Raw genomic sequence first — 24881 nt, forward strand, 5'->3', positions numbered from 1 at the left:
AGGATACGGTTTGCGTTCCCTGGCGGCAGGTTATTGAGCTATTGACGGTCCGTATCACGGGCTGTTCTCGACCAAATTGCAGCCACCGTGTAGTCCGAGCGCTTTGATGGCTCGATCGAAGGCCGGGCGAAGCGGCGCCAATCGGCCGGATTGTCATGCTCGGTGACGATATGCTCAGCCTTTATCTCGCGGGAAAGTGGTACGAGCATCGTAAACTTAACGATCTCACAGCGAAGTCCACCCTTCGTTAAGTTGACGATGCCCATCAACGCGATCCTGGTCGGCCAGTACATCAAGCTCTATTTCTTCCTGTTCAGGAAGATCCAGGCACGGAAAGCGGCCCCAGCACCGGGAGGTCTGGTATCGGCGGTCATTAGCGGACATCGGGACTGAACAGACAAGGGGGACCGGTGGGCTTCGCCAGTCCCTTTTTTTGCTCCCTAGAGAGCGGCTCACGCGGTCTGGAAATCTGTGAGCATGCTGTAGGAGGGCAATGTCCTGTTGGCGAAGATCCCCTTGCGGAGGAGGACGCGGTCGGAGTGCGGACGGGCGATAACCTGGTCGAGGCTCCAGGCTTCCAGGATCATCAGGTCTGCCGGACGATCGACGCCGATCGTACCGGCGTCGATGCCCATGATGCCAGCGGGAGCCGGGCCGGCAAGAGCGGGCGCATCCGCGTAAGGGTGGTCGAGATGCAGGATGCGCACCGCTTGCCGCCAGGTGTCCAGCATGTCGTGATCGCCATAGGCAAAGAACGGATCGCGGCAATTGTCGCCGGCCGCAGCGACCGGAATGCCAGCCGCCTGCAATTCCTGCACGGGCGTGACCCCGCGCCAGCGCGGCGTGCGGCCGTTTTCGCGATCCTGGAGATACATGTTGACGGTTGGCAGCGTGATGATCGAGAGGCCGGCATCGGCGATCAGCGCGATCGTGTCGCGCAATTCTTGCTCGCCCAGAAGCGCAAGCGAACAGCAGTGGCCGCACGTCACGCGCCCCTCGTAACCGTGGCGGATGGCGGCACGCGCCACATGCGGCAGGGCATCGGCCTGTGCCGCCTCGTCGACATGTAGATCGACATCCAGTTCCCGTTCCTTTGCCAGCGCAAACAACCGGTCGAGCAGCAGGTCGATGTCGTCGAGGCCTGACCCATGGGTGCCCCCGGAGGCGCGGGTGACGCCGCCGAGCAAGCCGCCGTGGACGGCAACGATATCGGCAAGGCGGGTGCCATAGTCGTCGCGATAGGCATCGAGCGGCACGAGGCCGGCAGCCTGCAAGGTGATGCAGCCTTTCCAACGTTCGCGCGTTTCGGCAAACGCGCTCCAGGTGATTTCCGCCTGCCCCTCGTGACTGTCGAGATGGGTGCGAATAGCGGCCACGCCATGGGCGTCAGCCGTTGCAAGAGCGAATTCCATCCGCCGCAGGAGGTCGTCGGCATTCCAGTGGGCAAGCCGGTCCGCCGTCGTCGCGGCGCGCGCGCCGGGATGCGTGCCGCCAGAATCGGGCGCACGTCCCATGGTGTGGCCCTTGTCGAGATGGGCGTGCGCGTCGATCAGAAGCGGCCAGACATGGCGGCCGTCGAGCGCGACTGCATCTTCGCCACCATCGGCAAGGGCCGGCGTTATCGCTGCGATCCTGCCGTTCTCGACCAGAATATCGACGAGGGCGGAACCGTCCCGGTCTACCTCCCCACCACCAGGCACGTCAGCTGCAAGCAGCGCGACCGGGACGCGCGCCTTCGCAAGACGAACGCGCTCCTGTCTCGCCAGACGGGCGGCAAGGGTGGGAAACAGGGAAAGATCGTTCATGGTGGGTCTCTATCGGATGGCTTGCCGAGCGGTCAGCTCTCGTCGAACGAGGCGAGCAGACGCTCCTGCGCGAATTGCATAAAATGGCTGCCGGCGGGTGAAAGCGAGCCGCGGGCGCGGTGGAGGATATTGAGCCGTTGCAGCGAGCCGGTTCCCGTCAGCGGAATGAAGACCAGGTCGCCGGTCGCCATTTCGCGGTCGACATCGAGCCGGTTGAGGAAGGTTATGTGAGGCGTTGTCCGGGCAAGGCGCTTCATCAGTTCCATCGAATTGGTCTCGACGACGGGAACAAGGGTGGCACGCGCCGGGGCAGTCGCCTCGACGACCTCGCGCAGCGACAGCGATCGATCCGCCAGAACCAGCGGATAGAGCAGGCAATCGGACATGCGCACGGTCTTGCGGTTTGCGAGGGGATGGGCGGGCGCGACGACGGCTCCCAGCGCATGGCGGAATTCGGCGGCGCGTTGCAGCCGGGTATCGTCCGGCAGGTTGTAGGCAATGGCGAGATCGGCCTGGCCGAGCGCAACCATCTCCGCAACAGTCGTCCGGTCGCCGACCATGATCCGCAGGCTGACCTGCGGATGTTTTTCTCGGTAGGCGGCAACGATCTCGGCAACCCGGCCCGCAGCGAGCGTTGCCATGGTCGCCAGCACCACCTCGCCGCGATTGAGCCCCTTGAGGGACTGGATCTGCGCCCGCATCCGCTGATGCGCCTGCAGTGTCTCGCGAATGTGCTGGATGAGGATCTCGCCGGAACTCGTCAGTTTCAGGCCGCGCGGCAGGCGCTCGAAAATGGGTGCCTGCAGCTCTTCCTCAAGCTCCAGGATATAGCGGTTCACCGCAGAGGCGGCGACATGCAATGTCTTTGCCGCCTTGCGGATGGAGCCCTGTCGGGCCACCTCGTCGATATAACGCAGCGCGCGTCCATGAAGCATGATGGGTCCGTTGCCTGACGGGAGTCGGATTGACTGTTCCACGATGTCACCGCAACGGACCATCTTCAACGTTACTTCTTGGCGAAATTGGCGTTGATGCGCCGGGTCAGGTATTCGCCGGCGGTGATCGCCTCGTATTTGCCGAGCGGACCCTGCATGACGGCATCGCGGTTTGCCTGGCAGAAGAAGGGCAGTGACAGTCGGCGGCCCATGTACTCATTCTCGCGCGGCATGCGCACCCGGTGCAGCGTCGACTGCAGCTGGTCGTCCGACCAGCGCATCAGCATGTCGCCAATGTTGCAGGTGATGTAGCCCTTGCGCGGTGGAACATCCGTCCATTCCTTCAGGGCTGCATCCTTGCCCGGGCACACCTGGAGCCCGCCTTCGCCCTCCTTCTGGTGAAGGATGGTCAAGCAATCGAAGTCCGAATGCGCGCCGGCACGCCACGACGAGAAGTCTTCCGGCTTGGCGCCTTCCATCGACATGTAATGGATGAGGCGCAGCGTCGATTGATACTGGTCCGAAGACGGGTCATGCGCCTTGGTGAAGAAATCCTCGGCAAAGCCCATCTTCAGCGCGAAGCAGGAGAGGATGCGCATGCCGAGTTCCCAGTTCTGTCGCTCGAAGCGGAGCATCTTTTCCCGGAAGCCCGGAAGATCGTCTTCGCTCGGCCACAGGTTGAGGCGGATCATGTCCGGCCGGGTGAGCTGGAAGCTCTCCTTGTTATCCGGCGTACCGGTGGAGGGGCGGACCTGCGCCTTGAATTCCCAGCCGGCATTGATGCCCTTCGGCATCGGGGTTTTCGCCTTAACCTCCGCCGGCAGTGCGAAGAATGTCCAGGCCGTTTCGAAGGCCGCGTCGATATCGTCCTGGGCGATGCCGTGATTGTAGACCTGGAAGAAACCGATATCGACCGAGGCCTGCCAGAGTGCATCAGCGATCTCGTGCTTGCGGATGTCGAAGTCAGAAAGGTCGATGACGGGGATTTCCCGGTCAACGGTCGTGCCCATGCCGCCGATGGTCGCTTCCTTGGCGAGTTCCGCGAGGGTGTCTGTCTGGATATTCATATCATTCTCCTTACGTGAATGCCGGCGAACCGGCGGTTGAGGAGCAATGTCCGGGCAAGGCCGGACTGCTTCTACTCCGGATGGGTTCAGCCGTTTTTCGGCAGACTCCAGGGAAAGAGGAGCTTCTGCGTCAGGACCACGGCCTGAAACAGCAAGAGCGACATGGCGGCGAGCACCAGCAAGCCGGCCCAGGCCTGTGGCAGCTTGAACAGGGAGGTCGACAGCTGGATGAAATAGCCGACGCCGGCTTCGGATGCGCAGAACTCCGCAACCACGGCGCCGATGACGGCAAGCGTGATCGAGATTTTCAGCGCCGAGAAGATGTAGGGCACCGCAAACGGCAGGCGGATCTGGGTGATCTCGCGGAAGCCCGAGGCGCGCAGGCTTCGCGACAGCTCGATCAGCTCCGGCGGGGTTGCCGCAAGGCCCGTTGCGGTGGATACGACGAGCGGAAAGAAGGTGATGAGACAGGTGATAACGATGCGTGGCGCATCGCCGGCCCCGAGCACGACGATGATGATCGGCGCAATCGCCACCACCGGCGTCGACTGCACTACGACGAGCAGCGGATAGAGCGTTCGCGACAGGAATGGCGATCGCATCATGACCACCGCGAGTGGAATGGCGATAACGATGGACATCGCATAACCGATCAGCGCCACCCGCAACGTCGCGGCGATGTGACCCATCCAGCGCTCGAAGCCGATGGAGGAGAACGAGCCGAGGATCGCGCTTGGCGGCGGCAGCAGATAGGTCGGGATCGACAGGAGCCGCGCCGCCGCTTCCCATAGCAGCACCGTGCCGATCAGGGCCGCGGCGGTCGTGATGCCCGGCAATGCCAGCAGCTGCTTGAGGAGCGCGACCGGCGTACGGCTCTGCATGGCCTCACGCCGCATGACGGGTGAGGAGGAGATCGCGGAGGTAATCGGAGAGGTCATGGATCGCCTTGTCCTTTGCAGTTTCAGGGCCGCGTGGCCGGCCGACGGGAACGGTGACTTCGGTCAGGATCGAGCCCGGCCGTCCGGTCATCACCAAAACGCGGTCGGACAGAAGCGCCGCCTCGCTGACGGAGTGGGTGATGAAGACCACGGTCTTCGGACGTTCGGAGAAGATGTGCAGCAGATCGAAGCCCATCACCTCGCGCGTCAGGGCATCCAGCGCCGAGAAGGGTTCGTCCATCAGCAGGATATCCGGGTCCATCAGCAGCGCGCGGGCGATGCCGACACGCTGCTGCATGCCGCCGGACAGTTCGTCCGGCAGGCGCTTCTCGAAGCCGGCAAGCCCGACCATGCTCAGCAATTCACCCGCCCGCCCGCGCTCCTCTGCCGTTACCCGGCCGGTCTTGTGGCGGGCGGGAAACACGACATTGTCTTCCACAGTCGCCCAGGGAAGCAGCGTCGGCTTCTGGAAGACGATTCCGATGTCGTCACGCGGGGCCGTCACCGGCAGACCGAAGACGTCTACCGAGCCGGACGTGGGCTTCAACAGGCCGGCGATCATGCGCAGTAGGGTCGATTTCCCGCAGCCCGAAGGGCCGAGGATCGAGACAAACTCATGCCGGGCCACATCGAAACTGACGTCGCGCAGGGCTTCCGTGCGCCCGGATCGGGTTTCGAAAACCTGTCCAAGCCTGTCGAAGCGGATAGCGGGCATCGCCATGGCGGTTACTCCGCTACGGCGAAGGTGCGGTTGACCGTGGTTTCCGGATCGAGCTTGGCCGGATCGATGTCCTGCGCTTCAGAGACACGGCGCCAGGTTTCGGCGAGGCGGGCGGTTTCGAAGGCACCGAGGCCGTCCTTCTCCGTCACCTCGTTGAAGATCAACGGCAGCGTGTCCTTGAGGGAACCCTGGACATCTTCCGAGCCGAGTTCCGGTACGATGGCGGTGACAGCAGCGGCAGCCTTCTCCGGATTCGCCTTGGCGAACTCGACGGATTTCTTGTAGGCGGCGATAAAGCGGGCGGCGACCTGCGGACGCTTGGCGAGGAAATCGTCGCTGGCGATGAGAGATGCGGAATAAAGCTCGAGCCCGGCTGCCGACCATGGCAGGGCAACGATCTCCTTGCCAGCTTCCTTGCCCTGGTTGCTATAGCGCGTCAGGTCGGTCATCCAGGCGATGATGCCATCGGCGTTGCCGGTCATCAGCATCGGGCCGAGTGCGCCGGGATCGGCCTTGATAAGCTTGATATCCGCCATGTCGATGCCGGCATCCTTGAGCACCAGCGGCAGGTAGACATTCGAGGATGTGAAGGGCGAGGTCGCGATCGTCTTGCCCTTGACGTCAGCGACACTTGCGATCGAACCGCCCTTGGCGACGTAGAAGGCATGCGGCCCCTTGTTAAACAGCGACATGACGGCGGTTACCTTCACGCCTTCATTGGCGCGGGCGGCCATCAGGGCGCCGATATCGGAAACACCGATGTCGGAGGACGCGGCGGCAAGGCGCGAGATGGCGTCGGTCGAGCCGCGACCGGAGGCGATCTCCACCTCAAGGCCGGCGTCCGAACAGAAACCTTCCTGGATGCAGACGTAGATCGGCGCCTTGTCGCCACCCGGCAGCCAATCGAGCTGAAAGATCACCTTGTCGGCGGCGGAGGTGGCGCCGGCAGAAAGGGTTGCGGCAAGTGCATAGAAGGCAAGCTTGGTGCGGGACATGGGTCGACCTTTCGCAACTAGTGTTCGGTTTTTAAGGACGGATAGTGATTGGCGACGCGCTCCGGATCGAAGCCATCCGCGACGAGCCTGGCAATTGCGCAATCGCGTTTTTCAGAACGCTTGCTGCTCAGGCATGCAAAGCAACGATGCGCGCGAAGGTGACCAGCTCCAGCGTCGATCTCTGCGGATTTCGGGGCGAGATCACTGGTTTTTCCCTGCATTAGGACATCTCCTCGACAGATTTACCCGTCGAGCAATGTCCAGAACCGAGGCTCAGACCGCTTCTACTCGCAGGTCTTTTGTCTCATGAATTTCCGGCGTTCTGCAAGATTTTAAACGCTTCAATTCTCGTGCTGAAAAAACAGGCGAAATTCACAGCATTGAGGTTGAGGTGGGCAGGCACGTCATCTATTGGATTGAAATCAAAGCATAAATTCCTCTGCAGCCGAGCGGGGCGGCGGCTGAAGAAATAAGCGTTCTAATATTTAGAGCGCTTAGCTCGTAATTTTCTTGTCGCACCTTCAGCTTGCATCTGCGTTTTCCGGCGCATTTTTTCTTGTGAGCGACCCGCATCTGGACGGTTTCCAATGCCTCCTTCGTATGCAGGCGATCGCCCATTGCCTTGGGCCGTCAGCATGTCTGAAGTTGAACTCGAGCATATGCCGAAGCGCACGAGATCGCCCAGATGATCATGAATTGGCGTTTCAGCCGCAGTCGAGAAGGGAACTTTGGGGCCGTCACCTTTACGATTCAGCTGTTTCAACGGCTGAGGGACCCGCATATCTCTAGCGACGGCATCGTCAGTCCACGGACGCTATGCCTATTACGACACGGTGCCCGATCTCGCCGTGATGATCGAACTGCTGGAATTCGACAGCGACAAGGAGGTCCAGCCGAAACACGCCTGAGGATTACAGCACCTGTGCAATCCGTCTTGGGCTTACTTCCGTAGCGGTTGTGGCCTCTACGAAATCAAGCCCGATATCCAGCACCGGCGCACTGTGCGTCAACCAGCCGACCGAAATGAGGTCGACACCGGAAGCCGCGATGGCGGCGGCCGTTGCCGGCGTGACGCGGCCGGACGCTTCGGTGATGGCCCGGCCGGCGACGATGGCGACGGCCTCGCGCAGTTGATCCGGCGTCATATTGTCGAGCAGCACGGCGTCGACGCCGGTCTCCATCGCTTCATGCAACTGATCGAGGGTGTCTACTTCGACCTCGATCTTTACCATATGGCCGACGCCTGCCCGCGCCCGGCGGATCGCCTCAGTGACGCCGCCGGCGATGGCGACGTGATTATCCTTGATCAGCACCGCGTCATAAAGCGCGAAACGGTGGTTCATACCGCCGCCGGCCCGCACCGCATATTTCTCCAGCGCCCTCAGCCCCGGCGTCGTCTTGCGCGTGCAGGCAACGGAAGCCCTGGTGCCCCGAATGGCAGCGGCAACCTCAGCCGTCACAGTCGCTATGCCGGAGAGGTGGCCGAGGAAATTCAACGCGGTGCGCTCGCCGCTCAGCAGGCCACGCGAGGGCCCCTCGATGGTGGCGATCACATCGCCGGGCTTGACCGCATCGCCATCCTGAAGATGGCGGCGCATGACGATCTCGGGATCGACGAGGGTGAAGGCGAGTTCGGCGGCATCGAGACCGGCGATCACGCCCGGCTGACGGGCCGCCATCACCACCGTGGAACGGTGATCGCGAGGAATGACCGAGGCCGAGGTGATGTCACCGGCAAGACCCAGATCTTCGAGCAGGGCCGCCCGCACCAGCGGCTCGACGATCAGGCGCGGAAGGGGAACGAGGCTCATCTCAGGCACTCCTTGCAAGGGCATAGGGCGGCGTCGCGCGGGCGATCTCCAGAACATCGGAAAGGCACATCCGGCGCCGGTTGGCATTGGCGAGCTTCAGCGGAAAATCGGTGCGGGCATGGGCGCCGCGCGATTCCATCCGCAGGCTGGCAAAGACGGCGATCAGCAGCGCGACGATGGCCGGATCGGCGGCAGGGCCGTTGCCTTCGGCAAGCGGCAGCAGTGCGGCGATCGCGCCATGAATGGCGCCGGCATTGCGCAGCACGCCGAGATGGCGCGAGACGATCGGCCGGACGAGCGATGCATCGGCAGCCGCCGGCAGTCTCTCGGCGAAGCTGGTGCTGATGGCACCTGCGGGCACGCCTGATATGTCGCGCGCCGCCCGCATGCCCATGACAGCCGCCTCCAGCAGCGAATTGCTGGCAAGCCGGTTTGCGCCGTGCAGGCCGGTCGAAGCCGCCTCTCCGGCGACCCAGAGACCTGGAACCGAGCTGCGGCCATTTGCATCCGTGGCCACACCGCCCATGTGATAGTGAACGGCCGGACGCACAGGAACGAGGTCTTTCGCCGGATCGATGCCGGCCTCGCCGCAAAGGCTCGAGATGACAGGAAAGCGTGTGGCAAAGCGGCTGCCGAGAGCATCGCGGGCATCGAGAAAGACTCGTCCGCCGCGGGCGATTTCGGCGCTGATCGCACGCGCCACCACGTCACGCGGTGCAAGCTCGGCGCCGGATATGCGGGCCATGAACCGTTCGCCGCGTTCGTTGACGAGCAAAGCCCCCTCCCCGCGCACCGCCTCGCTGATGAGCGCCAGCGGCCTGCGGCGTGAATCGAGCGCGGTCGGGTGGAACTGGACGAATTCCATATCGGCGAGCGCGGCACCCGCCCTTGCTGCGAGCGCGATCCCCTGGCCGAAGTTACCCATCGGATTGGTGGTCGCGTCGTAAAGCCCGCCGATGCCACCAGTGGCGAGCACCACCTTCGAGGTCGGCAGAATGGCGGCTTCATTCGCGGTCGCGCAAAGCAGGCCGGCGACTTGCTCGCCGTCCATCAGAATCCGCCGCGCCTCGAAACCTTCGAGCACTGATATGGCCGGCGTTTCCATCACCGCCTTGATCAGCGCGGCGATGATCGCCGCACCTGAGCCGTCGCCTTCGGCATGGACGATACGGCGGCGATTATGGGCTGCCTCCAGGCCGAGCGAGAGGTCTCCTGCGGTATTCCTGTCGAAACGCACGCCGGCTTGCTCCAACGCGGCGATCGCCGCCGGGGCCTCGGCGATGATGCCGGCGGCAATGGCCGGATCGCAGAGCCCGTCGCCGGCCGCAAGCGTATCGGCAAGATGTAGCGCTGCGCTGTCGTCGGCGCCCATGCTGGCGGCGATGCCACCCTGCGCCCAGGCGCTCGATGTCTCCGCGCCAAGGGCCGCGCGGGTGACGATGATGGAGGGTTCAGGCGCCAGTGTCAGCGCGGTCATCAACCCCGCAATGCCGCTGCCGACGATCACCGTGCGTCCAGTGAGATGCTCGAGTATCTCGGTCATATCGCCAGCATCCTCTCGACGGCGCGCCGCGCGGCCACCGCAATTGCCGGATCGACCGTGACCTCGTGGCGATTTTCCTCGAGTGCGGCGCGGATATTGGCCAGCGTGATCCGCTTCATATGCGGGCAGAGATTGCAGGGGCGAATGAACTCGACATCAGGGTGATGCACGGCGACATTGTCGCTCATCGAGCATTCGGTCAGCAGCACGACGCGCGCCGGCTTCTGCCTGCCGACATAGTCCGACATCACGGCGGTGGAGCCGGCGAAATCGGCTTCGGCCACCACCTCGGGCGGGCATTCCGGATGGGCGAGTACTGTGACGCCCGGATGGTTTTCGCGCAGCTGGCGCACATCCTCGGCGGTGAAGAGTTCGTGCACCTCGCAATGGCCATGCCAGGCGATGATCTCGACATTAGTTTCGCGGGCGACGTTGCGTGCCAGATATTCGTCCGGGATCATCAGCACCTTCGGCACGCCGAGCGATTCTACTACCTGCTTGGCATTGCCCGAGGTGCAGCAGATGTCGGAGGCAGCCTTCACCGCGGCCGAGGTGTTGACATAGGTGACGATGGGCACGCCGGGATGGGCCTGGCGCAGCAGGGCGATATCCTCCGGCGTGATCGAATCCGCCAGCGAACAGCCGGCGCCGAGATCGGGGATCAATACTGTTTTCCCGGGGTTCAGCAGCTTGGCGGTCTCGGCCATGAAATGCACGCCGGCAAGCACGATGATATCGGCGTCGACCTCGATCGCCTTGCGGGCAAGTGCCAGGCTGTCGCCGACAATATCGGCCACGCCGTGGAAGATCTCCGGTGTCTGATAGTTGTGCGCGAGAATGACGGCGTTGCGGCGGCGCTTGAGCTCGAGGATCGCGTCGACGTCATTTTCGAATGTCATCCATTCGGCTTTGGGAATGACGCGGCTAACGCGCTCGTAGAGCGAGGATGCGGAAACAGGATAATTCATGACCGGCTCCTAATTATGCTCCACTTGAGCATATCATAGGCCAAGAGATATTCTCACGGTGAGCATATGTCAATTGCGGGAGAGCGGTAATTTCGTTCCTGCCAGCGCCCGTTCTTCGAGAACGGTATGGCGAAAGCGGAAGAGCTTGGCCGGCCGGCCGCCGGTTTCGCTTTCGGTTCCGCCGGTTTCCTCGACGAGATCCTGCTGTTCGATGAGGCGGCGGAAATTCTGCTTGTGCAGCGTCAGCCCTGCCAAGGCTTCGATGGTGCGCTGCAGCCTCAGCAGCGTGAAGTTCTCCGGCATCAGCTCGAAGACGACGGGGCGGTATTTAATCTTGGCGCGCAGCCTGGCGATGCCGGTCGCGAGAATGCGGCGATGATCGGCAAACATTGCCCGGCCGAGATTGGCCTCCGCCCCGCATCCGGCTTCCGCGACGAGCCCCGCCTCGTAAAGAAGTTCGTAGCGCTGCAGGGCCAGATCCTCGTTCCAGCCGCCGCCATCAAGGCCGAAGGTGAAATCCGCCCGGCGATGGCGATGGTCGCGTCTTGCCGGATCGGCATCGGCCCAGCTCCCCAGACGCGCCATGATCTCGTCAAGCACGGCCGGCCGTCCCTGCCGATGGTCTTCCCAGGGGAAATATTCGTACCAGCCGTGCCATCCCGGCCGGCCGGCGCCCGACTGCTCGTTGACGAGGCCGAGATAGCTGATCGAGATCGTCCGCCCGCCGGGGATGTCGTTGTTCCGGTCGCGGTCAGCGAAGGTATAGAGCTGTTCGAGATAGCCGACGGGATGTTCCGTCTGCTCCTGCACCCATTCGCGCAGGCCCGATTGCAGGGTGCGATGCCCCATCTCGAAAGGGCCTGATGGCAGCGCGTTGCCGGAGCGGATGGTCATCACACGCGGTTCGTCCCCCGTCACCGCGACGAGCACCGCAATCAATTCCGCATGCGCAAAGCCGATCGTCACAGGGGACCGAATACTCCGTTCCGAATGAATCGAACGGATAATTCCTGACACAGGCCGGGACGGAAGCCAATGGTGAGGAAGCGCCTTTGCGGCGCTTCCCACATCATCGAGGCAATGGAGCGCGTTTGCCTTCAGCTGTTGCCCGTCTCGCTTTTCAGCCCCTGCAGGAAGATTTCCAGTTCCGCATCATCGATACCGACAAGATGGCGCTTTTCCGGATAGGCGCCGGTCCTGACATCCTCGGCAAATTCGGTGAAGGCGGCGATGCGCTCGCGCTGCAGCCGGTCGTGTTCGGCGGCGAAGTCGCGATAGATCTTGGCATGGCGCGGAGTGTGGTCGCGATTGGCGCCGAGCACGTCGTCGGCGAAGAGATATTGGGCGTCGCAGCCGCTGCCTGCCCCCATCGAGATCATCAGCATCGAGGTGTTGCTGTTGATGGCGGCAGCGACATCCCCTGGGACGACTTCGATTTCGGCGGCGAAGGCGCCGGCCTCTTCCAGGGCCTTGGTCTGCCGCCAGATTTCGGCCGCACTCGCCGCCGTCTTGCCGACGGCACGGAAGCCGCCCGTCCAGGTCGCTTTTGAAGGGATCAGCCCGAGATGGCCGCAGACGGGAATGCCTTCATCGCGCATGCGCCGGATCGTCTGCAGGCTTGCGGCGCAATAGACCGCATCGCCGCCTGCCTTCAGTGCCGCGAAGGCCGCACGCAGATAGTCCTCGGCTGAGACATGGTCGCCATATTCGAGCCCCGGAATGGCAAAGAGAGTGGGGGCGATTTCGCGAAAGACCGGCCCGAGCAGCGAGGGCGGCACCGAGGCGATGTCGATCCCCGCTTTTTCGGCGGCGTCCGCCTCCTCCAGCGAGGTGACGCGCAGCATGGTGAGCTGGCGCTTGCCTTTTTCCGCAAGCAGATCGGCGACGGTTGCGCGTCTATGTTTCTTCATCATCAATTCCTTTGAAAATATCGGAGAGCTCAGGCGGCCAGCAGGGATTTCAGCTTGATGTCGCTGGCTGCCAGTGCTGCCGGGTTCGGATGGGCGCGCGCTGCGATCAGCATTTCGGCGAGCCTGATATCGCGCGCCACCGCATTGCCCGGTCCGATGCCGCTTGCGGCGATCAAGCGTCCGTCGGCGTCGAGATGGAAAAGAATGAAGGCGCCTGCGCCGAGATCGCGGCGCTGATGCATGGCTGCCCCTTCGGCAAGGCCCGATATCTGCAGCGTCATGTCGTATTGATCCGACCAGAACCACGGCACTGATGAAACGGCTTCGTTAAAGCCGAGCATGTTGGCCGCGGCCAATGTGCCCTGCTCCTGGGCATTGCGCCAGGATTCCAGCCGCACCCGCCGGCCGCCATAGATCGGCAGCGGAAAGGAGCAGCAGTCGCCGGCCGCAAAGACATCAGCTGCTGAAGTCCGGAGATAAGTGTCGACGGCAATGCCATTGTCGATGGCGAGGCCCGCCCTTTCGGCGATCTCGACATTCGGCCGTGCGCCGATGCCGACGAGGACGAGATCGGCTTCGATCACCTCTCCGGTCGACAATCGGATCATGGCTTTTCCGGTCTCCTCGGTCAGCGCCTCGATGGAGACGCCGCAGCGGATATCGACGCCCTCGGCGCGGTGGCGCTCGGTGATGAGATGGGCGATCTCCTCCGGCACGCCGCGCTTCAGCACGCGTTCCAGCCCTTCGATTACGGTGACCTCGGCGCCAAGCAGCCGCGCCGTTGCCGCAAGTTCCAGTCCGATGAACCCGCCGCCAATGATGGCGATATGCCGGCCCGGCTTCATTGCTTCGCGCAGCGCCGCGGCATCGTGATGCGTCCTCAGCGAGCGAATATGCCGGCTGCCCTGCGGCGCACCGGGGAGCGAACGCGCGGCCGCACCTGTTGCAAGCAGAAGCTTGTCGTAGGAGAGCGCCGTCCCGTCCGAAAGCGTGACGGTCCTGGATGCGGGATCGAAATGCCTGGCCTCCAGGCCGGTCAGCAGCCGGATGCCGTTTTCGGTATATTTTTCCGCCGCGGCGATGAATTTCGGATCGCTTGCATCGGTGGAGCCGGCCTTCGAAAGCGGCGGCCGTTCATAGGGCGGAAGCGGCTCGGCGCCAACCAGCGTTATCTCGCCGGCAAAGCCCTTTTCCCGCAAAGCGAAGGCGGCGCGCGCCCCGCATTCGCCCGCTCCCAGGATGACGTAGTGAGCCATGCCGGCCTCCGTCAGAGCGAGATGAAGACGGCACCGTCTTCGATCTTGACAGGATAGGTCTTGAGATTGACGCAGACCGGCGCCCCCTTGGCTTCGCCCGTCTTGTAGTTGAAGCGGCCATTATGCTTTGGACATTCGATGATCTCATCCATGACAAGCCCGTCGGCGAGATGGATATGTTCATGCGTGCAGAGCCCGTCGGTTGCGAAGAATTCGTCGTCCGGGCTGCGATAGACTGCGAAGGTGCGCCCGTCGTGATCGAAGCGGATGACATCCTCTTCGTCGATCTCGTCCTTGTCGCAGACCTGGATCCAGTTTCCGCTCATCTTGTCCTCCCTCGATTGTCGTTATTGCGCGGCCGGGGCCAGCTCGTTGTGGAATTCCTCGCGATAGGGCCGCGCGGTGGCCGGCAGGTCGCGCTTCAGGAAATAATCCTCGTTGCGCAGCTGGCGCAGGAAGGCCGGGATCATCTCGCGATAGCCGGACCAGATCGACGGGTTCGGGGCCGGCAGGTCGTGCTTGATCATCGCGTGCAGCTTGGGCAGCGCGTGGTAGGGCACCATCGGGAACATGTGATGTTCGACGTGATAGTTCATGTTCCAGTAGATGAAGCGGCTGATCGGGTTCATATAGACCGTGCGGCTGTTCAACCGATGATCGATGACATTGTCGGCAAGGCCGCCATGCTGCAGCAGTCCGGTCAGCACATGGTGCCAGGCGCCATAGAGGCGCGGCAGGCCGATCAATACCAGCGGCAGGATCGAACCCATGGCGATCGCGGTTGCGATCGCCACCAGATAGATCGCCAGCCAGATGCGGGCAATGCGGATCGCCTTCGGCTGCTCCATCTCGGGAATGAAGGTCTTTTCCGCCGCGCTGACGACGCCGAAGGCATTGCGCAGCATATCGACGATCGCATGCCAGGCATCGAGGATGCCGAAGAAATTAAGCACCACCCGGAAGAGATCCGGCGGCCGCATCACGGCGATCTCGGGATCACGGCCGACGATGACCGTATCGGTATGATGGCGCGCATGGCTCCAGCGCCATGTCACCGGGTTGCGCATGATCATGAAGCAGGCGATCTGATAGACGACATCGTTCATCCAGCGCGTCTTGAAGGCGGTGCCGTGACCGCATTCGTGCCAGCGGCTGTCGGTGGCCGAGCCGTAGAGCACGCCATAGGCAAGGAAGAAGGGCACGGCCACCCAGGAGCCCCAGAAATAGATGCCGAGCCCGGCAAAGATTGCCATGGCGCCGAGCCAGATGATCGTGTCGCGGATCGCCGGCGCATCGGAGCGCTGCATCAGCGCCTTCATCTCCTTGCGGGGAATGTCGGTGTGATACCATTCGGCTGCCGCCAGTCCCGTCTCGACGGCGGTGCGGCCGCTTTCGCCGAGAAGGTCGTAGTCACGTTTCTTCGTCTGGGTCGCCATTATCCGCCTCCCGTTATGCCCTTGCCAGGAGAATAGGTTGACTTTGGAAAGCGCTCAATGCAGGCTTGATATAATCTATCAAAAGCCATCATGAATGGCTTGCATTCATGATTGAATCCATCAGGAACGCCGATGCGCCGTCCCACCATCTCCGATCTCGCCCGCGCCTCCGGCGTCAGTGTCGCCACCGTCGACCGCGTTCTCAACGCGCGCCACCGGGTGCGCGAGGAAACGGCGCGACGGGTCTATGATGCGGCGCAGTCGATCGGCTACCACGCTGTCGGCTTGATCAAGCAGCGCGTCTTCGAAGATCTGCCGCAATACAGGCTCGCCTTCCTGCTGCAGAAGCCGATGCAGCCCTTCTATCAGAGCTTCGTGCGTGAGATCGAGACCGCAGCGCGCGCGTTGACGTCCGCGCGCATCCAGACGCAGATCGACTTTCCGTCAGCCGCGACACCGGCAGCGATCGTCGAAAAGATCAAGGCGCTCGGAGCCCGCAACCAGGCCGTTGCTCTCGTTGGCCCGGATTATCCGGCGGTGACGACGGCGGTCGAGGAGTTGAAGGAGCGCGGCATTCCGGTGTTCTCGCTGCTCTCCGACCTCGCCACGGGCGTGCGCGACGCCTATGTCGGCGTCAACAACCGCAAGGTCGGGCGCACCGCCGCCTGGACGATTGCACGCACGGCCGGCAGGCCCGGCAAGGTCGCCTGTTTCGTCGGCAGCCACCGCTTTCATGGCCATGAGTTGCGGGAAATCGGCTTCCGCTCCTATTTTCGCGAGAATGCGCCTGATTTCGATGTCGTCGACACGCTGATCAATCTCGAGACCGCCGAGATCACCCATGAGGCGACATTGACGCTGCTGCAGAAACATCCCGATCTCGTCGGCCTCTATGTCTGCGGCGGCGGCATGGAGGGGGCAATTTCGGCATTCCGCGAAGAAGGTGTCGGTGGCAAGATCGTCCTGGTGGTCAACGAGCTGACGCCCGACAGCAAAGCCGGTCTTGCCGACGATATCGTCGCCATGGCGATCAGCACCCCCCTGCCCGCTCTCTGCAAGGAGTTGATGGTGCTGATGACCGGTGCCATCGAAAACGGTGAAACGGCTGTTCCCGGACAACTCTTCCTGCCTTTCGATATTCATATTTCGGAGAACATCTAAGCAATGATGGAATTCCATCATTTCGTTCGAAATTCTCTCAGCAATGAAAGCGGACGCCGGCGATGACGGATGGATTGCGACGCGAATTCCGATAGAGATTCGCCGACCCATTCACGAGAACCGCTCCGCCCTGACGCGGAGATCAGGAGGAGATACCGATCATGACTTCGATCCGTTTTGCGCTCAATCATATGGCCGCGCCGTCGCTTACCATCGACGATTTCTTCGCGCTGGCCCGATCGCTCGGCATCGATGCCGTCGAGATCCGCAACGACCTTTCCGGCAATGCCATTCTCGACGGCACCAAACCCGAGGTGATCAGGGAGGCCGCCGCCCGCCATGGCGTGACGATCATCTCGATCAACGCCCTGCAGCGCTTCAACGAGTGGAATGCGACCCGGGCCGCCGAAGCGCAGGAGTTGATCGATTATGCCGGCGCATCCGGCGCCAAGGCGCTCGTCCTCGTGCCGAAGAATGATGGCACCGGCTGCGCCGATGGCGAACGGCAGGCCAATCTGCGCCAGTCGCTGGCCGCGCTGAAGCCGATGCTCGAGGAGGCCGGCATTATCGGTCTCGTCGAGCCGCTCGGCTTCGAGATCTGCTCACTGCGCTCGAAGACCGAGGCGGCCGAAGCAATCAGGGAGCTCGGCGCGGAATCGACCTTCAGGCTTGTCCACGACACCTTCCACCATCACCTTGCCGGCGAAGCGGCGACCTTTCCTGAGCTGGCCGGCCTCGTCCACATTTCCGGGGTCAGCGATGCTTCCGTTTCCGTTGCCGATATGCGCGATTCCCATCGCGTGCTCGTGGACGGCGACGACCGGCTCGATAATGCCGGGCAGATCAGGGCGCTGCTGCAGGCGGGCTATCAGGGTCCGTTCTCCTTTGAACCCTTTGCCGCGGAAGTTCATGCGGTCAAGGACCCGGCCGGTGCGCTTCGTGCCAGCATGGATTACCTCAGCGCGCGGGTTTGAGACCTGGGCGAAACGTCGCCTGATGCCGCCATCGGCGGTGGGACTGGACGGGGACGATTGTCACGATTGGCCGCGCTGGCGCGGCCAATTGCCTGACGTTATTCCCTGCCTCTGAAGCGGCGTTGATAGGCCGGATCATAGAGTGAGCTCTCGCGAAAATCCTCGGCCGCGAGCGAAGGGCCGACGAAGATGATTGCCGTGCGTTCGATCGGTTCGGCTGCAACCTTTGCCTCGATATCGGCAAGCGTGCCGCGCAGGATGCGCTCGTCCGGCCAGGAGGCCTTGACGACGATCGCGACGGGGCAGTCGACGCCGTAAAGCGGTGTCAACTCTTCGACCACTTGCTTCAGCGCGTGGATGGCCAGATGGATCGACAGCGTGGCGCCCGTCGCGCCGAACTTCGCCAGTGTCTCGTCGTTCGGCATCGGTGACGCGCGGCCGGACACGCGGGTCAGCACCAGGCTTTGGGCCACGGCTGGGATCGTCAGTTCTCGGCCGAGCGCTGCGGCTGCGGCGGCAAAGGCCGGAACGCCTGGCGTCATCGTATAGTCGATGCCGTGTTTTTGAAGCCGGCGCACCTGCTCGGCGACCGCACTCCAGACGGAGAGATCGCCGGAATGCAGCCGGGCGACATCCTGGCCGGCCGCGGCGGCGCGAAGATATTCCGCCTCGATCTCATCGAGCGACATCGGCGCCGTATCGACGATGCGTGCGTCCGGCGGGCAATATTGCAGCAGTCCGGGCGAGACGATCGAGCCGGCATAAAGGCAGACCGGGCATCGGGCGATGAGATCGCGGCCACGCACCGTGATCAGATCCGCAGCACCTGGTCCCGCGCCGATGAAATGCACCGTCATCTCGTCATCCTTTCGTCCAGCGCCACTGCGTCACCGGCATCGCCGGCCGCCAGCCGCTCATGCCGCCGACAGGCTGGGCGCGCGATATTTCGATCCGCGTGAGGAAACCGCCGCGTTTGCCATGTTCGGCGAGCAGTACCGCTTCCATCTCCAGCGTCACGGCATTGGCAACGAGCCGCCCTCCCCGTTTCAGCACGGCAATCGCAGTATCGATAACACCCGGCTCGCTGCCGCCACCGCCGAGGAAGATCACATCCGGCTCCGGCAGGCCTTTCAGTGCATCGGGCGCCGTACCCTCAATGACGGCGAGATGCGGCACCCCGAAGGCGGCTGCGTTGCGGGCGACCCGTGCGGCCCGCTCCGGCGATTGTTCGAGGGCGATTGCCTTGAGGCTGGGATTGGCCAGCATCCATTCGATGCCGATCGAGCCCGAGCCCGCGCCGATATCCCAGAGCAGTTCGCCGTGACGCGGCGCGAGCGCCGAAAGCGTCATCGCCCGGATTTCACGTTTGGTGATCTGCCCATCATGCTCGAACAGCTCATCCTCGAGCCCGGCGGCAAAAGGCTGAACGCGCGCCCCCTCCCCTGCTGCGATATCGAGTGCGCAGACATTCAGGGGATCGATGTCCAGGAGGTCGAAATCCGTCGCCGCTACGCTTCTTTGCCGTTCCCGAGCGCCGCCAAGCGCCTCGAGCACGGTAAGCTGCGACTGACCGAAGCCAGCAGCAGTCAGCAGGGCTGCCAGTTCGCCAGGCCCCTTCTCGTCCGAAGTCAGCGCGAGGATGCGCCGCCCGGGGTGCAGATGCGGCCGGATCAGATCGATCGGCCGTCCATGCAGCGAGATCGTCGCGACCTCCTGCAGCGGCCAGCCAAGGCGGGATGCGGCAAGGCTGAAGGCCGAGGGCGCCGGGATGGTGCGCATCTCTGCCGCCGCCACATGGCGGGCAAGCGTTGCGCCGACGCCATAGAGAAACGGGTCGCCGGAGGCGAGCACGACAACAGGCGTGCCGCGCCTTTCGAGGATAGCCTCGACCGAGCGCTCGAACGGGCTCTGCCAGGAAAGCCTTTCGCCCGTGATCAGCGTCGCGGCAAGCGCGTGGTGCCGTGCGCCGCCGAAGACGGCAGGCGCGGTCGCAATCAGCCTCTTCGCCTCCTCGCCCAGCCCTTCTGGACCATCTTCGCCGATGCCGATAATAGTCAGCCAGCGCTGGCCGGACGCAGGAGAGACATCAGACATGGGAAGACCCCGCATCCTGATCCTTGGCGGCACCAGCGAGGCGCGGCTGCTGGCCGAGGCGCTCGCGGCGCGTGGTGATTGCGATGTTTTGTTGTCGCTTGCCGGCCGCACCGATAAACCGGCCGCGCAGCCTGTTCCGGTCCGGATCGGCGGTTTCGGCGGCGCCGCCGCACTTGCCGATTTCCTCAAGGCCGGCGGATATGATCTGTTGACCGACGCCACGCACCCCTTCGCCGAGCGCATTTCGGCCAATGCCGCGTTTGCGGCCGAGACCACCGGCATTGCTGCCATCGCTCTGCGCCGTCCCGAATGGCACCGCCGGCCGGGCGATCGCTGGCGGGAGGTGCAGAGCATTCCGGCTGCCATCGAAGCGCTCGGGCCCTCCCCCCGCCATGTCTTCCTGGCGACGGGCCGTCAGGGTGCCCATCATGCGGAAGCCGCCCCTCAGCATCACTACCTCGTCCGCAGCGTCGATCCCGTCGAACCGCCGCTTGCGCTTGATAATGTCGACTATGTCCTCGAGCGTGGTCCGTTCACGCTGGACGGTGAATGCGATCTGCTGAGGCAGCACCACATCGACGTCATCGTTGCCAAGAACAGCGGTGGTGCCGCCACCTATGCGAAGATCGAGGCAGCCCGCCTGCTTGGTATCGAGGTGATGATGGTCGCGCGCGCCCCGGCCCCGATCGTCAAGGCGGTCGACACTGTCGAGGCGGCGCTGGCGGTGATCGATCACCTGTTCCCCCCCGCCATGAAGCGCGGCGTATAGACGAGGTCCAGCCGGCCTGGCCGCGTGACGATGCGTGTCTCGGCCGAGCCGATGATGATGCAGGTCGCCATATCGGCAATCGACGCATCTGCCTGCGACAGCTGCTGGACGGCGATGCGTTCGTCCGGGCGCCCGGCAGCACGCCCGAAAATAACCGGTGTTGTGGCAGGCAGATGGTCGCGCAACAGCTTGAAGGCTTCGCCGAGCTGCCAGGGCCGCGCCCGGCTGATCGGATTATAGAGCGCGATGACGAAACCTGCCTTTGCCGCCAATACAAGGCGGGTTTCTATTATATTCCAAGGCTTTAGGTTGTCAGACAGCGATATGGCGCAGAAGTCGTGGCCAAGTGGTGCTCCGGCTCTTGCCGCCACCGCCAGCATCGCCGTGATGCCGGGCAGGATGATGAGATCGACTGCGCGCCACGCGGCCGGCCCGTTCTCGATCGCTTCGCAGACCGCGGCCGCCATGGCAAAGACGCCCGGGTCGCCGCCGGAGACGACGCAGACCTGGACGCCATCCGCTGCCATGGCGAGTGCTGCCCCTGCCCTGCCGAGCTCCTCGCGATTGTCCGAGGCATGCCGCAGCTGATCGTGGCGGAGCTGCAGTCTGTCGAGATAAGGTCCGTAGCCGAAGAAATCCGTCGCCGCATCGACGGCAGCCAGCGCTTCCGGCGTCATCTGCTCGGGGTTGCCGGGACCGGTGCCGATCACGAAAAGCCTGCCGCTCATCGGCTGCCCTCCCAGCCCGGCACCAGCACGAGCGAAAAATACGGTGCATCGCCGTCGGTCCTGTCGGCAAGCTTTTCCATCGCCGCATTCGCCATGGTGCCGCGCTCGACATAGACGGCTTCCGCAAGCCGGCCGGCGGCCGCCAGTGCCCGGCGGATCTTCGGCAGATTACGGCCGACCTTCATGATGACGGCGGCCTGCGTATCGGCAAGGCGGCGCGTCAGCTCGGCCTCGGCCATCGTACCGGGCAGTACGGAAAGCACGTCGTCGCCTTGAACGATCGGCATGCCAGCCAGCGACCAGCAGCCCGACATGGCGCTGATGCCCGGGATCACTTCCGTCGGGTAGCGTGTGGAAAGCCTGACATGCAGATGCATATAGGAGCCATAGAAGAGCGGATCGCCTTCGCTGAGAACGGCGACAGTCAGCCCGGCATCGAGATGCCCGGCAACAGCTTTGGCAGACAGATCGTAGAATTGGGTGATCAGCCTCTGATAGCGTTCGTCGTTCTTGTCGATTTCGGTCGTCACCGGATAATAGAGCGGCAGCAGCGTCACGCCGGATTTCAGCAGCGGCTCGACGATCGCCTTGCCGTTGCCGCCCCTGCCCTGCTTGGCGAAATAAGCAATCACATCCGCGCCTTCGATGGCGCGGACGGCCTTGAGGGTCAGGAGCTCCGGATCGCCGGGACCCGTGCCGACGCCGATGAGACGGCCGCTTGTGGTCATAGGCCTGGCCTCGCCAGTGCATTGATGGCGGCTGCGGTCATCGCGCTGCCGCCGAGCCGGCCGCGGACGATGGCAAAGGGGACGCCGTAGGAATTCTCCGCCAATGCATCCTTCGATTCCGCCGCGCCGACGAAGCCCACGGGCATGCCGAGGATCGCTGCGGGTTTCGGGGCGCCGTCGCGCAGGAGTTCGAGCAGATGGAAGAGCGCTGTCGGTGCATTGCCGATCGCGACAACGCTGCCGCCGAGCCGATCGAGCCAGAGATGCATGGCGGCGGCAGAGCGCGTATTGCCGGTCTCGCGTGCAAGCTCGGGTGTCGCGGGATCGCGCAGCGTGCAGATCACCTCGTTCAGCGCCGGCAGCCGCGCCCGGGTCACACCCTGGGATACCATTTCCGCGTCGCAGAAGATCGGCGCGCCGCCTTTCAGTGCATCGCGCGCAGCGCTGACGAAATCGGCGGAGAACAGGAAATGCTCGGCCGCCTCGACCAGCCCGCAGGCGTGGATCATGCGCACGGCGATTTCGGCTTGATCGTCGGTGAAGCGCGAAAGATCGGCCTCGGCACGGATAATGGCAAAGGAACGCTCGTAGATCGCATCGCCGCTGCGGATATAATCGTAGTCTGGCATTCCTATTCCTGTCGCAGCGCCTTCGAAACGCCGGTTGCGCCAAGCCGTGTAAGGCAGGCGGCGGTCGATTCGCCAGCGTCTTTGTTGTCTTCGATGGACCGGGCGAGCCTCTCTATAGCGAAATCGATCCGACCGCCAGCGATCCGTTCGTCCGGCTGATCCGCAGCAAGCCCATTGAGGATGAGGCCATAACCTTCCGCCGAGCCCGTCAGGGTCAGTGCCGGCCGGGCATGAGCGCAGCCCTTGGCGCAGCCGGACAGATGCAGCGTCAGCGAACCGTCGAAGAGGGCAGGTGCCGCGGCAATGATACGGCGGGCCAAGGTCCGCGTCTCGTAGAAAGCCGAGCCGCAGGCACCGGCGCCGGCGCAGGCGGCGATATGCTCGTTATTCTCGTCAGGCTGGGTGCTGAAGCCATGTCCAGCGGCGGCGATCTGCATAGGCGGCACTGTGTCTGCTGGAAGCCCGATGAGGAAGAAACCGCGACCGGGTGCAAGCCGGATGGCGGTTGCGCCCAGGGCCTTTGCCAGGTCAAGCAAAGCGATCAGATCAGACGCTCTCATCTGCCCGAATTCCGGCCTGACGCCGAGTATGATTTTGCCGTCCTCAAGCCTGTGCGTGCCGGCAAGCGGTATCCCTGCTGCGCGGGACGGATTGAACGGAATGCCCTCCATCGCGGGAAAACGCGCCCGCAAAAGTGTAGGATCGATATCCCTTGTCCGTCTTCCCTGCCCGAGGGTCGCCAACAGGCTCAGAATTTCGCCGACGGCCGATATCGCAGCCTCTGCAGGACCGATCGCGACTGGCATTGCAGTTTCACCGTCGCCATTGATCGCGACAAGCCAATCTGTGGGGGATTGAGCAACGACACGAATATCGGCGGAAACTGCTGACAAGCTGAACGATCCGCCGCCATCGACGACAAGCGAGAGTTTCGGGGCGAGCCGCGCCGAGGCGAGCAGATCGGAGAGCGTGCTGCGTAAGGCCACTTCCATTGCGGCCGCATCGCTTATTTCTTCCGGGTCGATGCCGTGCAGCGGCGATGTCTCGATCACTGGTCCGTCCGGCACGGTGATCCCGGCGGCATCGATATCGGCAGCGAGCTGTCCGACGGTCTCGGCGCGCAGCCCGCGGATCTGCAGATTGCCGCGCGCGGTGATTTCCAGAATGCCGTTTCCATGGACCGCGGCCGAACGAGCAAGGCTTGCGAATTGTGATAGCGTCAACGCGCCACCGGCCGGCCGCAGCCGGACCAGCAAGCCGTCGCCGGTCGGCATGGGCGCGGCAAGGGCGGGGCAGGTGCCGCGCCTGCGCATCTCCGCAGCCGGGCGATCGTGCAGATCCGCCTCGCCTGTCTTCTCGCTCGCCTTTGCGGCCTTAACGTTCATTCTCGATCCTCTGATCATTTCTTACATGATCGCGGCCGACCCGGCAAAACTGATGGAAAGGCTCGAACCGCTATTCCTCGAAATCCCGTCCCTTGCGCAGGAGATAGATGTCCATGATCCAGCCGTGCCGTTGCCTGGCTTCGGCCCTGAGCGTCAGAATGTCGGTGGCCATGTCGCCAAGTCGCCCTGCTCTGACGATCTCGTCCTTGGTGCCGAGATAGGCGCCCCAGAAGATCTCGGCATCGGGATCGTCGATCTTGGCAAAAGCCTGTTCGCCGTCAAGCATGACGACTGTGCTGTCGGTCAGAAGCCCGTCCCGCGCCAGCCTGCGCCCTGTGGTGATCTCGATCGGTTTGCCGACGAGGTTGACCGGGATTTTATGGCTGGCCGCCAGCGCTTGGATGCTGGTGATGCCGGGGATGACGCTGTAATCGAAATCCAGGCTGCTTTCCCGCCGCACGCGTTCGATGATGCGGATCGTGCTGTCGTAGAGACTGGGATCGCCCCAGACGAGAAAGGCGCCGCTGCCATCATCCGGGAGACCGGAGATCAGCTCTCCATAGATGCGGGCGATCTCGCCGTGCCAGGCATCGACGCTCTGCACATAGGTCTTGTCTGCCGTCTGCCTTTGCGGCACCGCGAATTCTGAAATCCTGCCAGCAGGCCGCGTGATATAGCGTTCGCAGATATCCCTCCGGATCTCCGCGAGCTCTTCCTTGCCGGCGCCCTTGACCGGCAGGAAAACCACGTCGGCGGCGTTCATCGCATTGATCGCCTGTATGGTGAGATGCTCCGGGTTGCCCGTACCGATGCCGATGATATGGATATGCTTCACGCGGATACTCCCCGTTGAGTCCTGGCGGTCTTGCCGAAAAAGCCTCGTCGTCGCAAGGGCAGAACGGGAGTTGGCCGCGGCCAACCGGGCCTGTGGACGGCAGCTGAGCCCTATTGTTGCTGCAAATCCCGAATCGTGTCACTTTCGATACGCTTTTTGACGCTATGTTGAAAGAAAAGCGCATCGAAAAGGA

Annotated in this window: 26 protein-coding genes; 3 read left to right on the top strand and 23 right to left on the bottom strand. The window is 63.3% G+C overall.

Features of this window, described 5'->3' with window-relative positions; genetic code table 11:
• Nucleotides 1–38 precede the first annotated feature (38 nt).
• From J3P73_RS31150 to J3P73_RS31225, 16 genes are all read right to left on the bottom strand, one after another.
• Complete coding sequence (locus J3P73_RS31150) at nt 39–266, bottom strand: hypothetical protein (RefSeq protein WP_244666069.1); 228 nt, start codon at nt 264–266, stop codon at nt 39–41.
• 186 nt (nt 267–452) lie between these two features.
• On the bottom strand, nt 453–1805 hold the full coding sequence (locus tag J3P73_RS31155; protein ID WP_185828664.1) for a cytosine deaminase: 1353 nt from the start codon (nt 1803–1805) through the stop codon (nt 453–455).
• A 32-nt stretch (nt 1806–1837) separates the two neighbouring features.
• On the bottom strand, nt 1838–2809 hold the full coding sequence (locus J3P73_RS31160; protein WP_020397509.1) for a LysR family transcriptional regulator: 972 nt from the start codon (nt 2807–2809) through the stop codon (nt 1838–1840).
• Nucleotides 2810–2811: 2 nt separating this feature from the next.
• Complete coding sequence (locus J3P73_RS31165; protein WP_024321734.1) at nt 2812–3807, bottom strand: isopenicillin N synthase family dioxygenase; 996 nt, start codon at nt 3805–3807, stop codon at nt 2812–2814.
• Between the two features lie 86 nt (nt 3808–3893).
• Nucleotides 3894–4688, bottom strand: coding sequence for an ABC transporter permease (locus J3P73_RS31170; RefSeq protein ID WP_018071608.1), 795 nt, complete (start codon nt 4686–4688; stop codon nt 3894–3896).
• Between the two features lie 4 nt (nt 4689–4692).
• Nucleotides 4693–5466 (bottom strand): ABC transporter ATP-binding protein, encoded by a 774-nt coding sequence (locus J3P73_RS31175; RefSeq protein WP_018071607.1) that lies wholly within the window; start codon nt 5464–5466, stop codon nt 4693–4695.
• A 5-nt stretch (nt 5467–5471) separates the two neighbouring features.
• Nucleotides 5472–6461: an ABC transporter substrate-binding protein gene (locus J3P73_RS31180; RefSeq protein ID WP_130673901.1), complete on the bottom strand. Its 990-nt coding sequence runs from the start codon at nt 6459–6461 to the stop codon at nt 5472–5474.
• A 17-nt stretch (nt 6462–6478) separates the two neighbouring features.
• Nucleotides 6479–6682 carry a hypothetical protein gene (locus J3P73_RS31185; protein ID WP_163857230.1) on the bottom strand — a complete coding sequence of 68 codons (204 nt, stop codon included), beginning with the start codon at nt 6680–6682 and terminating at the stop codon, nt 6479–6481.
• Between the two features lie 690 nt (nt 6683–7372).
• A complete protein-coding gene (gene nadC / locus J3P73_RS31190; RefSeq protein WP_130693219.1) occupies nt 7373–8296 on the bottom strand; it encodes a carboxylating nicotinate-nucleotide diphosphorylase in 924 nt (307 codons plus the stop codon).
• A complete protein-coding gene (locus J3P73_RS31195) occupies nt 8274–9815 on the bottom strand; it encodes an L-aspartate oxidase (protein WP_185828666.1) in 1542 nt (513 codons plus the stop codon). The genes nadC and J3P73_RS31195 overlap by 23 nt, the downstream gene beginning before the upstream one ends.
• On the bottom strand, nt 9812–10783 hold the full coding sequence (nadA, locus tag J3P73_RS31200) for a quinolinate synthase NadA (RefSeq protein WP_130706813.1): 972 nt from the start codon (nt 10781–10783) through the stop codon (nt 9812–9814). The genes J3P73_RS31195 and nadA overlap by 4 nt, the downstream gene beginning before the upstream one ends.
• 69 nt (nt 10784–10852) lie before the next feature.
• Nucleotides 10853–11851, bottom strand: coding sequence for an NUDIX hydrolase (locus tag J3P73_RS31205; RefSeq protein WP_185828667.1), 999 nt, complete (start codon nt 11849–11851; stop codon nt 10853–10855).
• 29 nt (nt 11852–11880) lie between these two features.
• Nucleotides 11881–12696, bottom strand: coding sequence for a 3-methyl-2-oxobutanoate hydroxymethyltransferase (locus J3P73_RS31210; RefSeq protein WP_185828668.1), 816 nt, complete (start codon nt 12694–12696; stop codon nt 11881–11883).
• Between the two features lie 26 nt (nt 12697–12722).
• A complete protein-coding gene (locus tag J3P73_RS31215; RefSeq protein WP_130764152.1) occupies nt 12723–13949 on the bottom strand; it encodes an NAD(P)/FAD-dependent oxidoreductase in 1227 nt (408 codons plus the stop codon).
• Between the two features lie 11 nt (nt 13950–13960).
• Complete coding sequence (locus tag J3P73_RS31220) at nt 13961–14275, bottom strand: MocE family 2Fe-2S type ferredoxin (protein ID WP_003548266.1); 315 nt, start codon at nt 14273–14275, stop codon at nt 13961–13963.
• A gap of 21 nt (nt 14276–14296) precedes the next feature.
• Complete coding sequence (locus tag J3P73_RS31225) at nt 14297–15385, bottom strand: fatty acid desaturase family protein (RefSeq protein ID WP_185828669.1); 1089 nt, start codon at nt 15383–15385, stop codon at nt 14297–14299.
• A 132-nt stretch (nt 15386–15517) separates the two neighbouring features.
• Between J3P73_RS31225 and J3P73_RS31230 the strand changes: the two genes are divergently transcribed.
• Nucleotides 15518–16546: a LacI family DNA-binding transcriptional regulator gene (locus tag J3P73_RS31230; RefSeq protein ID WP_185828670.1), complete on the top strand. Its 1029-nt coding sequence runs from the start codon at nt 15518–15520 to the stop codon at nt 16544–16546.
• Nucleotides 16547–16707: 161 nt separating this feature from the next.
• The gene (locus J3P73_RS31235) at nt 16708–17520 is read left to right on the top strand and encodes a TIM barrel protein (RefSeq protein ID WP_130764149.1); all 813 of its coding nucleotides are present in this window, start codon (nt 16708–16710) and stop codon (nt 17518–17520) included.
• 98 nt (nt 17521–17618) lie between these two features.
• Here J3P73_RS31235 and cobM read toward each other — a convergent pair whose 3' ends face one another.
• Both cobM and cbiE read right to left on the bottom strand, forming a co-directional pair.
• Complete coding sequence (cobM, locus tag J3P73_RS31240) at nt 17619–18377, bottom strand: precorrin-4 C(11)-methyltransferase (protein ID WP_018482258.1); 759 nt, start codon at nt 18375–18377, stop codon at nt 17619–17621.
• A gap of 4 nt (nt 18378–18381) precedes the next feature.
• Nucleotides 18382–19614: a precorrin-6y C5,15-methyltransferase (decarboxylating) subunit CbiE gene (gene cbiE / locus J3P73_RS31245; protein ID WP_168575054.1), complete on the bottom strand. Its 1233-nt coding sequence runs from the start codon at nt 19612–19614 to the stop codon at nt 18382–18384.
• Here cbiE and J3P73_RS31250 point away from each other — a divergent pair.
• Nucleotides 19613–20383, top strand: coding sequence for a cobalt-precorrin-6A reductase (locus tag J3P73_RS31250; RefSeq protein ID WP_168575053.1), 771 nt, complete (start codon nt 19613–19615; stop codon nt 20381–20383). The genes cbiE and J3P73_RS31250 overlap by 2 nt on opposite strands.
• Here J3P73_RS31250 and J3P73_RS31255 read toward each other — a convergent pair.
• The 5 genes from J3P73_RS31255 to cobF form a co-directional block, all read right to left on the bottom strand.
• Entirely contained in the window at nt 20347–21111 is a 765-nt protein-coding gene (locus J3P73_RS31255; RefSeq protein ID WP_130698974.1) for a precorrin-3B C(17)-methyltransferase, read from the bottom strand. The genes J3P73_RS31250 and J3P73_RS31255 overlap by 37 nt on opposite strands.
• The gene (locus J3P73_RS31260) at nt 21108–21839 is read right to left on the bottom strand and encodes a precorrin-2 C(20)-methyltransferase (protein WP_024321717.1); all 732 of its coding nucleotides are present in this window, start codon (nt 21837–21839) and stop codon (nt 21108–21110) included. Before J3P73_RS31260 ends, J3P73_RS31255 begins: the two co-directional genes overlap by 4 nt.
• Nucleotides 21836–22468, bottom strand: coding sequence for a precorrin-8X methylmutase (locus tag J3P73_RS31265; protein WP_027665409.1), 633 nt, complete (start codon nt 22466–22468; stop codon nt 21836–21838). Before J3P73_RS31265 ends, J3P73_RS31260 begins: the two co-directional genes overlap by 4 nt.
• A gap of 2 nt (nt 22469–22470) precedes the next feature.
• Nucleotides 22471–23853, bottom strand: a complete 1383-nt coding sequence (cobG, locus tag J3P73_RS31270) for a precorrin-3B synthase (protein ID WP_130764146.1) — start codon at nt 23851–23853, stop codon at nt 22471–22473.
• 70 nt (nt 23854–23923) lie between these two features.
• A complete protein-coding gene (gene cobF, locus J3P73_RS31275) occupies nt 23924–24688 on the bottom strand; it encodes a precorrin-6A synthase (deacetylating) (RefSeq protein WP_130698977.1) in 765 nt (254 codons plus the stop codon).
• Between the last annotated feature and the right edge of the window lie 193 nt (nt 24689–24881).

This window comes from Rhizobium ruizarguesonis, from assembly GCF_017357285.1.
Taxonomy (GTDB): Bacteria; Pseudomonadota; Alphaproteobacteria; order Rhizobiales; family Rhizobiaceae; genus Rhizobium; species Rhizobium ruizarguesonis.

Bases quoted from the DNA above. Each gene is read 5' to 3' on its own strand.
- J3P73_RS31195 (WP_185828666.1), bottom strand. From the start codon at position 9,815: ATGACCGAGATACTCGAGCATCTCACTGGACGCACGGTGATCGTCGGC.
- J3P73_RS31250 (WP_168575053.1), top strand. From the start codon at position 19,613: ATGGGAAGACCCCGCATCCTGATCCTTGGCGGCACCAGCGAGGCGCGG.
- cbiE (WP_168575054.1), bottom strand. From the start codon at position 19,614: ATGTCTGATGTCTCTCCTGCGTCCGGCCAGCGCTGGCTGACTATTATC.
- J3P73_RS31165 (WP_024321734.1), bottom strand. From the start codon at position 3,807: ATGAATATCCAGACAGACACCCTCGCGGAACTCGCCAAGGAAGCGACC.
- cobM (WP_018482258.1), bottom strand. From the start codon at position 18,377: ATGACGGTGCATTTCATCGGCGCGGGACCAGGTGCTGCGGATCTGATC.
- nadA (WP_130706813.1), bottom strand. From the start codon at position 10,783: ATGAATTATCCTGTTTCCGCATCCTCGCTCTACGAGCGCGTTAGCCGC.
- J3P73_RS31210 (WP_185828668.1), bottom strand. From the start codon at position 12,696: ATGATGAAGAAACATAGACGCGCAACCGTCGCCGATCTGCTTGCGGAA.
- J3P73_RS31225 (WP_185828669.1), bottom strand. From the start codon at position 15,385: ATGGCGACCCAGACGAAGAAACGTGACTACGACCTTCTCGGCGAAAGC.
- J3P73_RS31155 (WP_185828664.1), bottom strand. From the start codon at position 1,805: ATGAACGATCTTTCCCTGTTTCCCACCCTTGCCGCCCGTCTGGCGAGA.
- J3P73_RS31215 (WP_130764152.1), bottom strand. From the start codon at position 13,949: ATGGCTCACTACGTCATCCTGGGAGCGGGCGAATGCGGGGCGCGCGCC.
- J3P73_RS31170 (WP_018071608.1), bottom strand. From the start codon at position 4,688: ATGCAGAGCCGTACGCCGGTCGCGCTCCTCAAGCAGCTGCTGGCATTG.
- nadC (WP_130693219.1), bottom strand. From the start codon at position 8,296: ATGCCCTTGCAAGGAGTGCCTGAGATGAGCCTCGTTCCCCTTCCGCGC.
- J3P73_RS31265 (WP_027665409.1), bottom strand. From the start codon at position 22,468: ATGCCAGACTACGATTATATCCGCAGCGGCGATGCGATCTACGAGCGT.
- J3P73_RS31260 (WP_024321717.1), bottom strand. From the start codon at position 21,839: ATGACCACAAGCGGCCGTCTCATCGGCGTCGGCACGGGTCCCGGCGAT.
- J3P73_RS31235 (WP_130764149.1), top strand. From the start codon at position 16,708: ATGACTTCGATCCGTTTTGCGCTCAATCATATGGCCGCGCCGTCGCTT.
- J3P73_RS31220 (WP_003548266.1), bottom strand. From the start codon at position 14,275: ATGAGCGGAAACTGGATCCAGGTCTGCGACAAGGACGAGATCGACGAA.
- cobG (WP_130764146.1), bottom strand. From the start codon at position 23,853: ATGAACGTTAAGGCCGCAAAGGCGAGCGAGAAGACAGGCGAGGCGGAT.
- J3P73_RS31230 (WP_185828670.1), top strand. From the start codon at position 15,518: ATGCGCCGTCCCACCATCTCCGATCTCGCCCGCGCCTCCGGCGTCAGT.
- J3P73_RS31180 (WP_130673901.1), bottom strand. From the start codon at position 6,461: ATGTCCCGCACCAAGCTTGCCTTCTATGCACTTGCCGCAACCCTTTCT.
- J3P73_RS31175 (WP_018071607.1), bottom strand. From the start codon at position 5,466: ATGGCGATGCCCGCTATCCGCTTCGACAGGCTTGGACAGGTTTTCGAA.
- J3P73_RS31150 (WP_244666069.1), bottom strand. From the start codon at position 266: ATGGGCATCGTCAACTTAACGAAGGGTGGACTTCGCTGTGAGATCGTT.
- J3P73_RS31185 (WP_163857230.1), bottom strand. From the start codon at position 6,682: ATGCAGGGAAAAACCAGTGATCTCGCCCCGAAATCCGCAGAGATCGAC.
- J3P73_RS31255 (WP_130698974.1), bottom strand. From the start codon at position 21,111: ATGAGCGGCAGGCTTTTCGTGATCGGCACCGGTCCCGGCAACCCCGAG.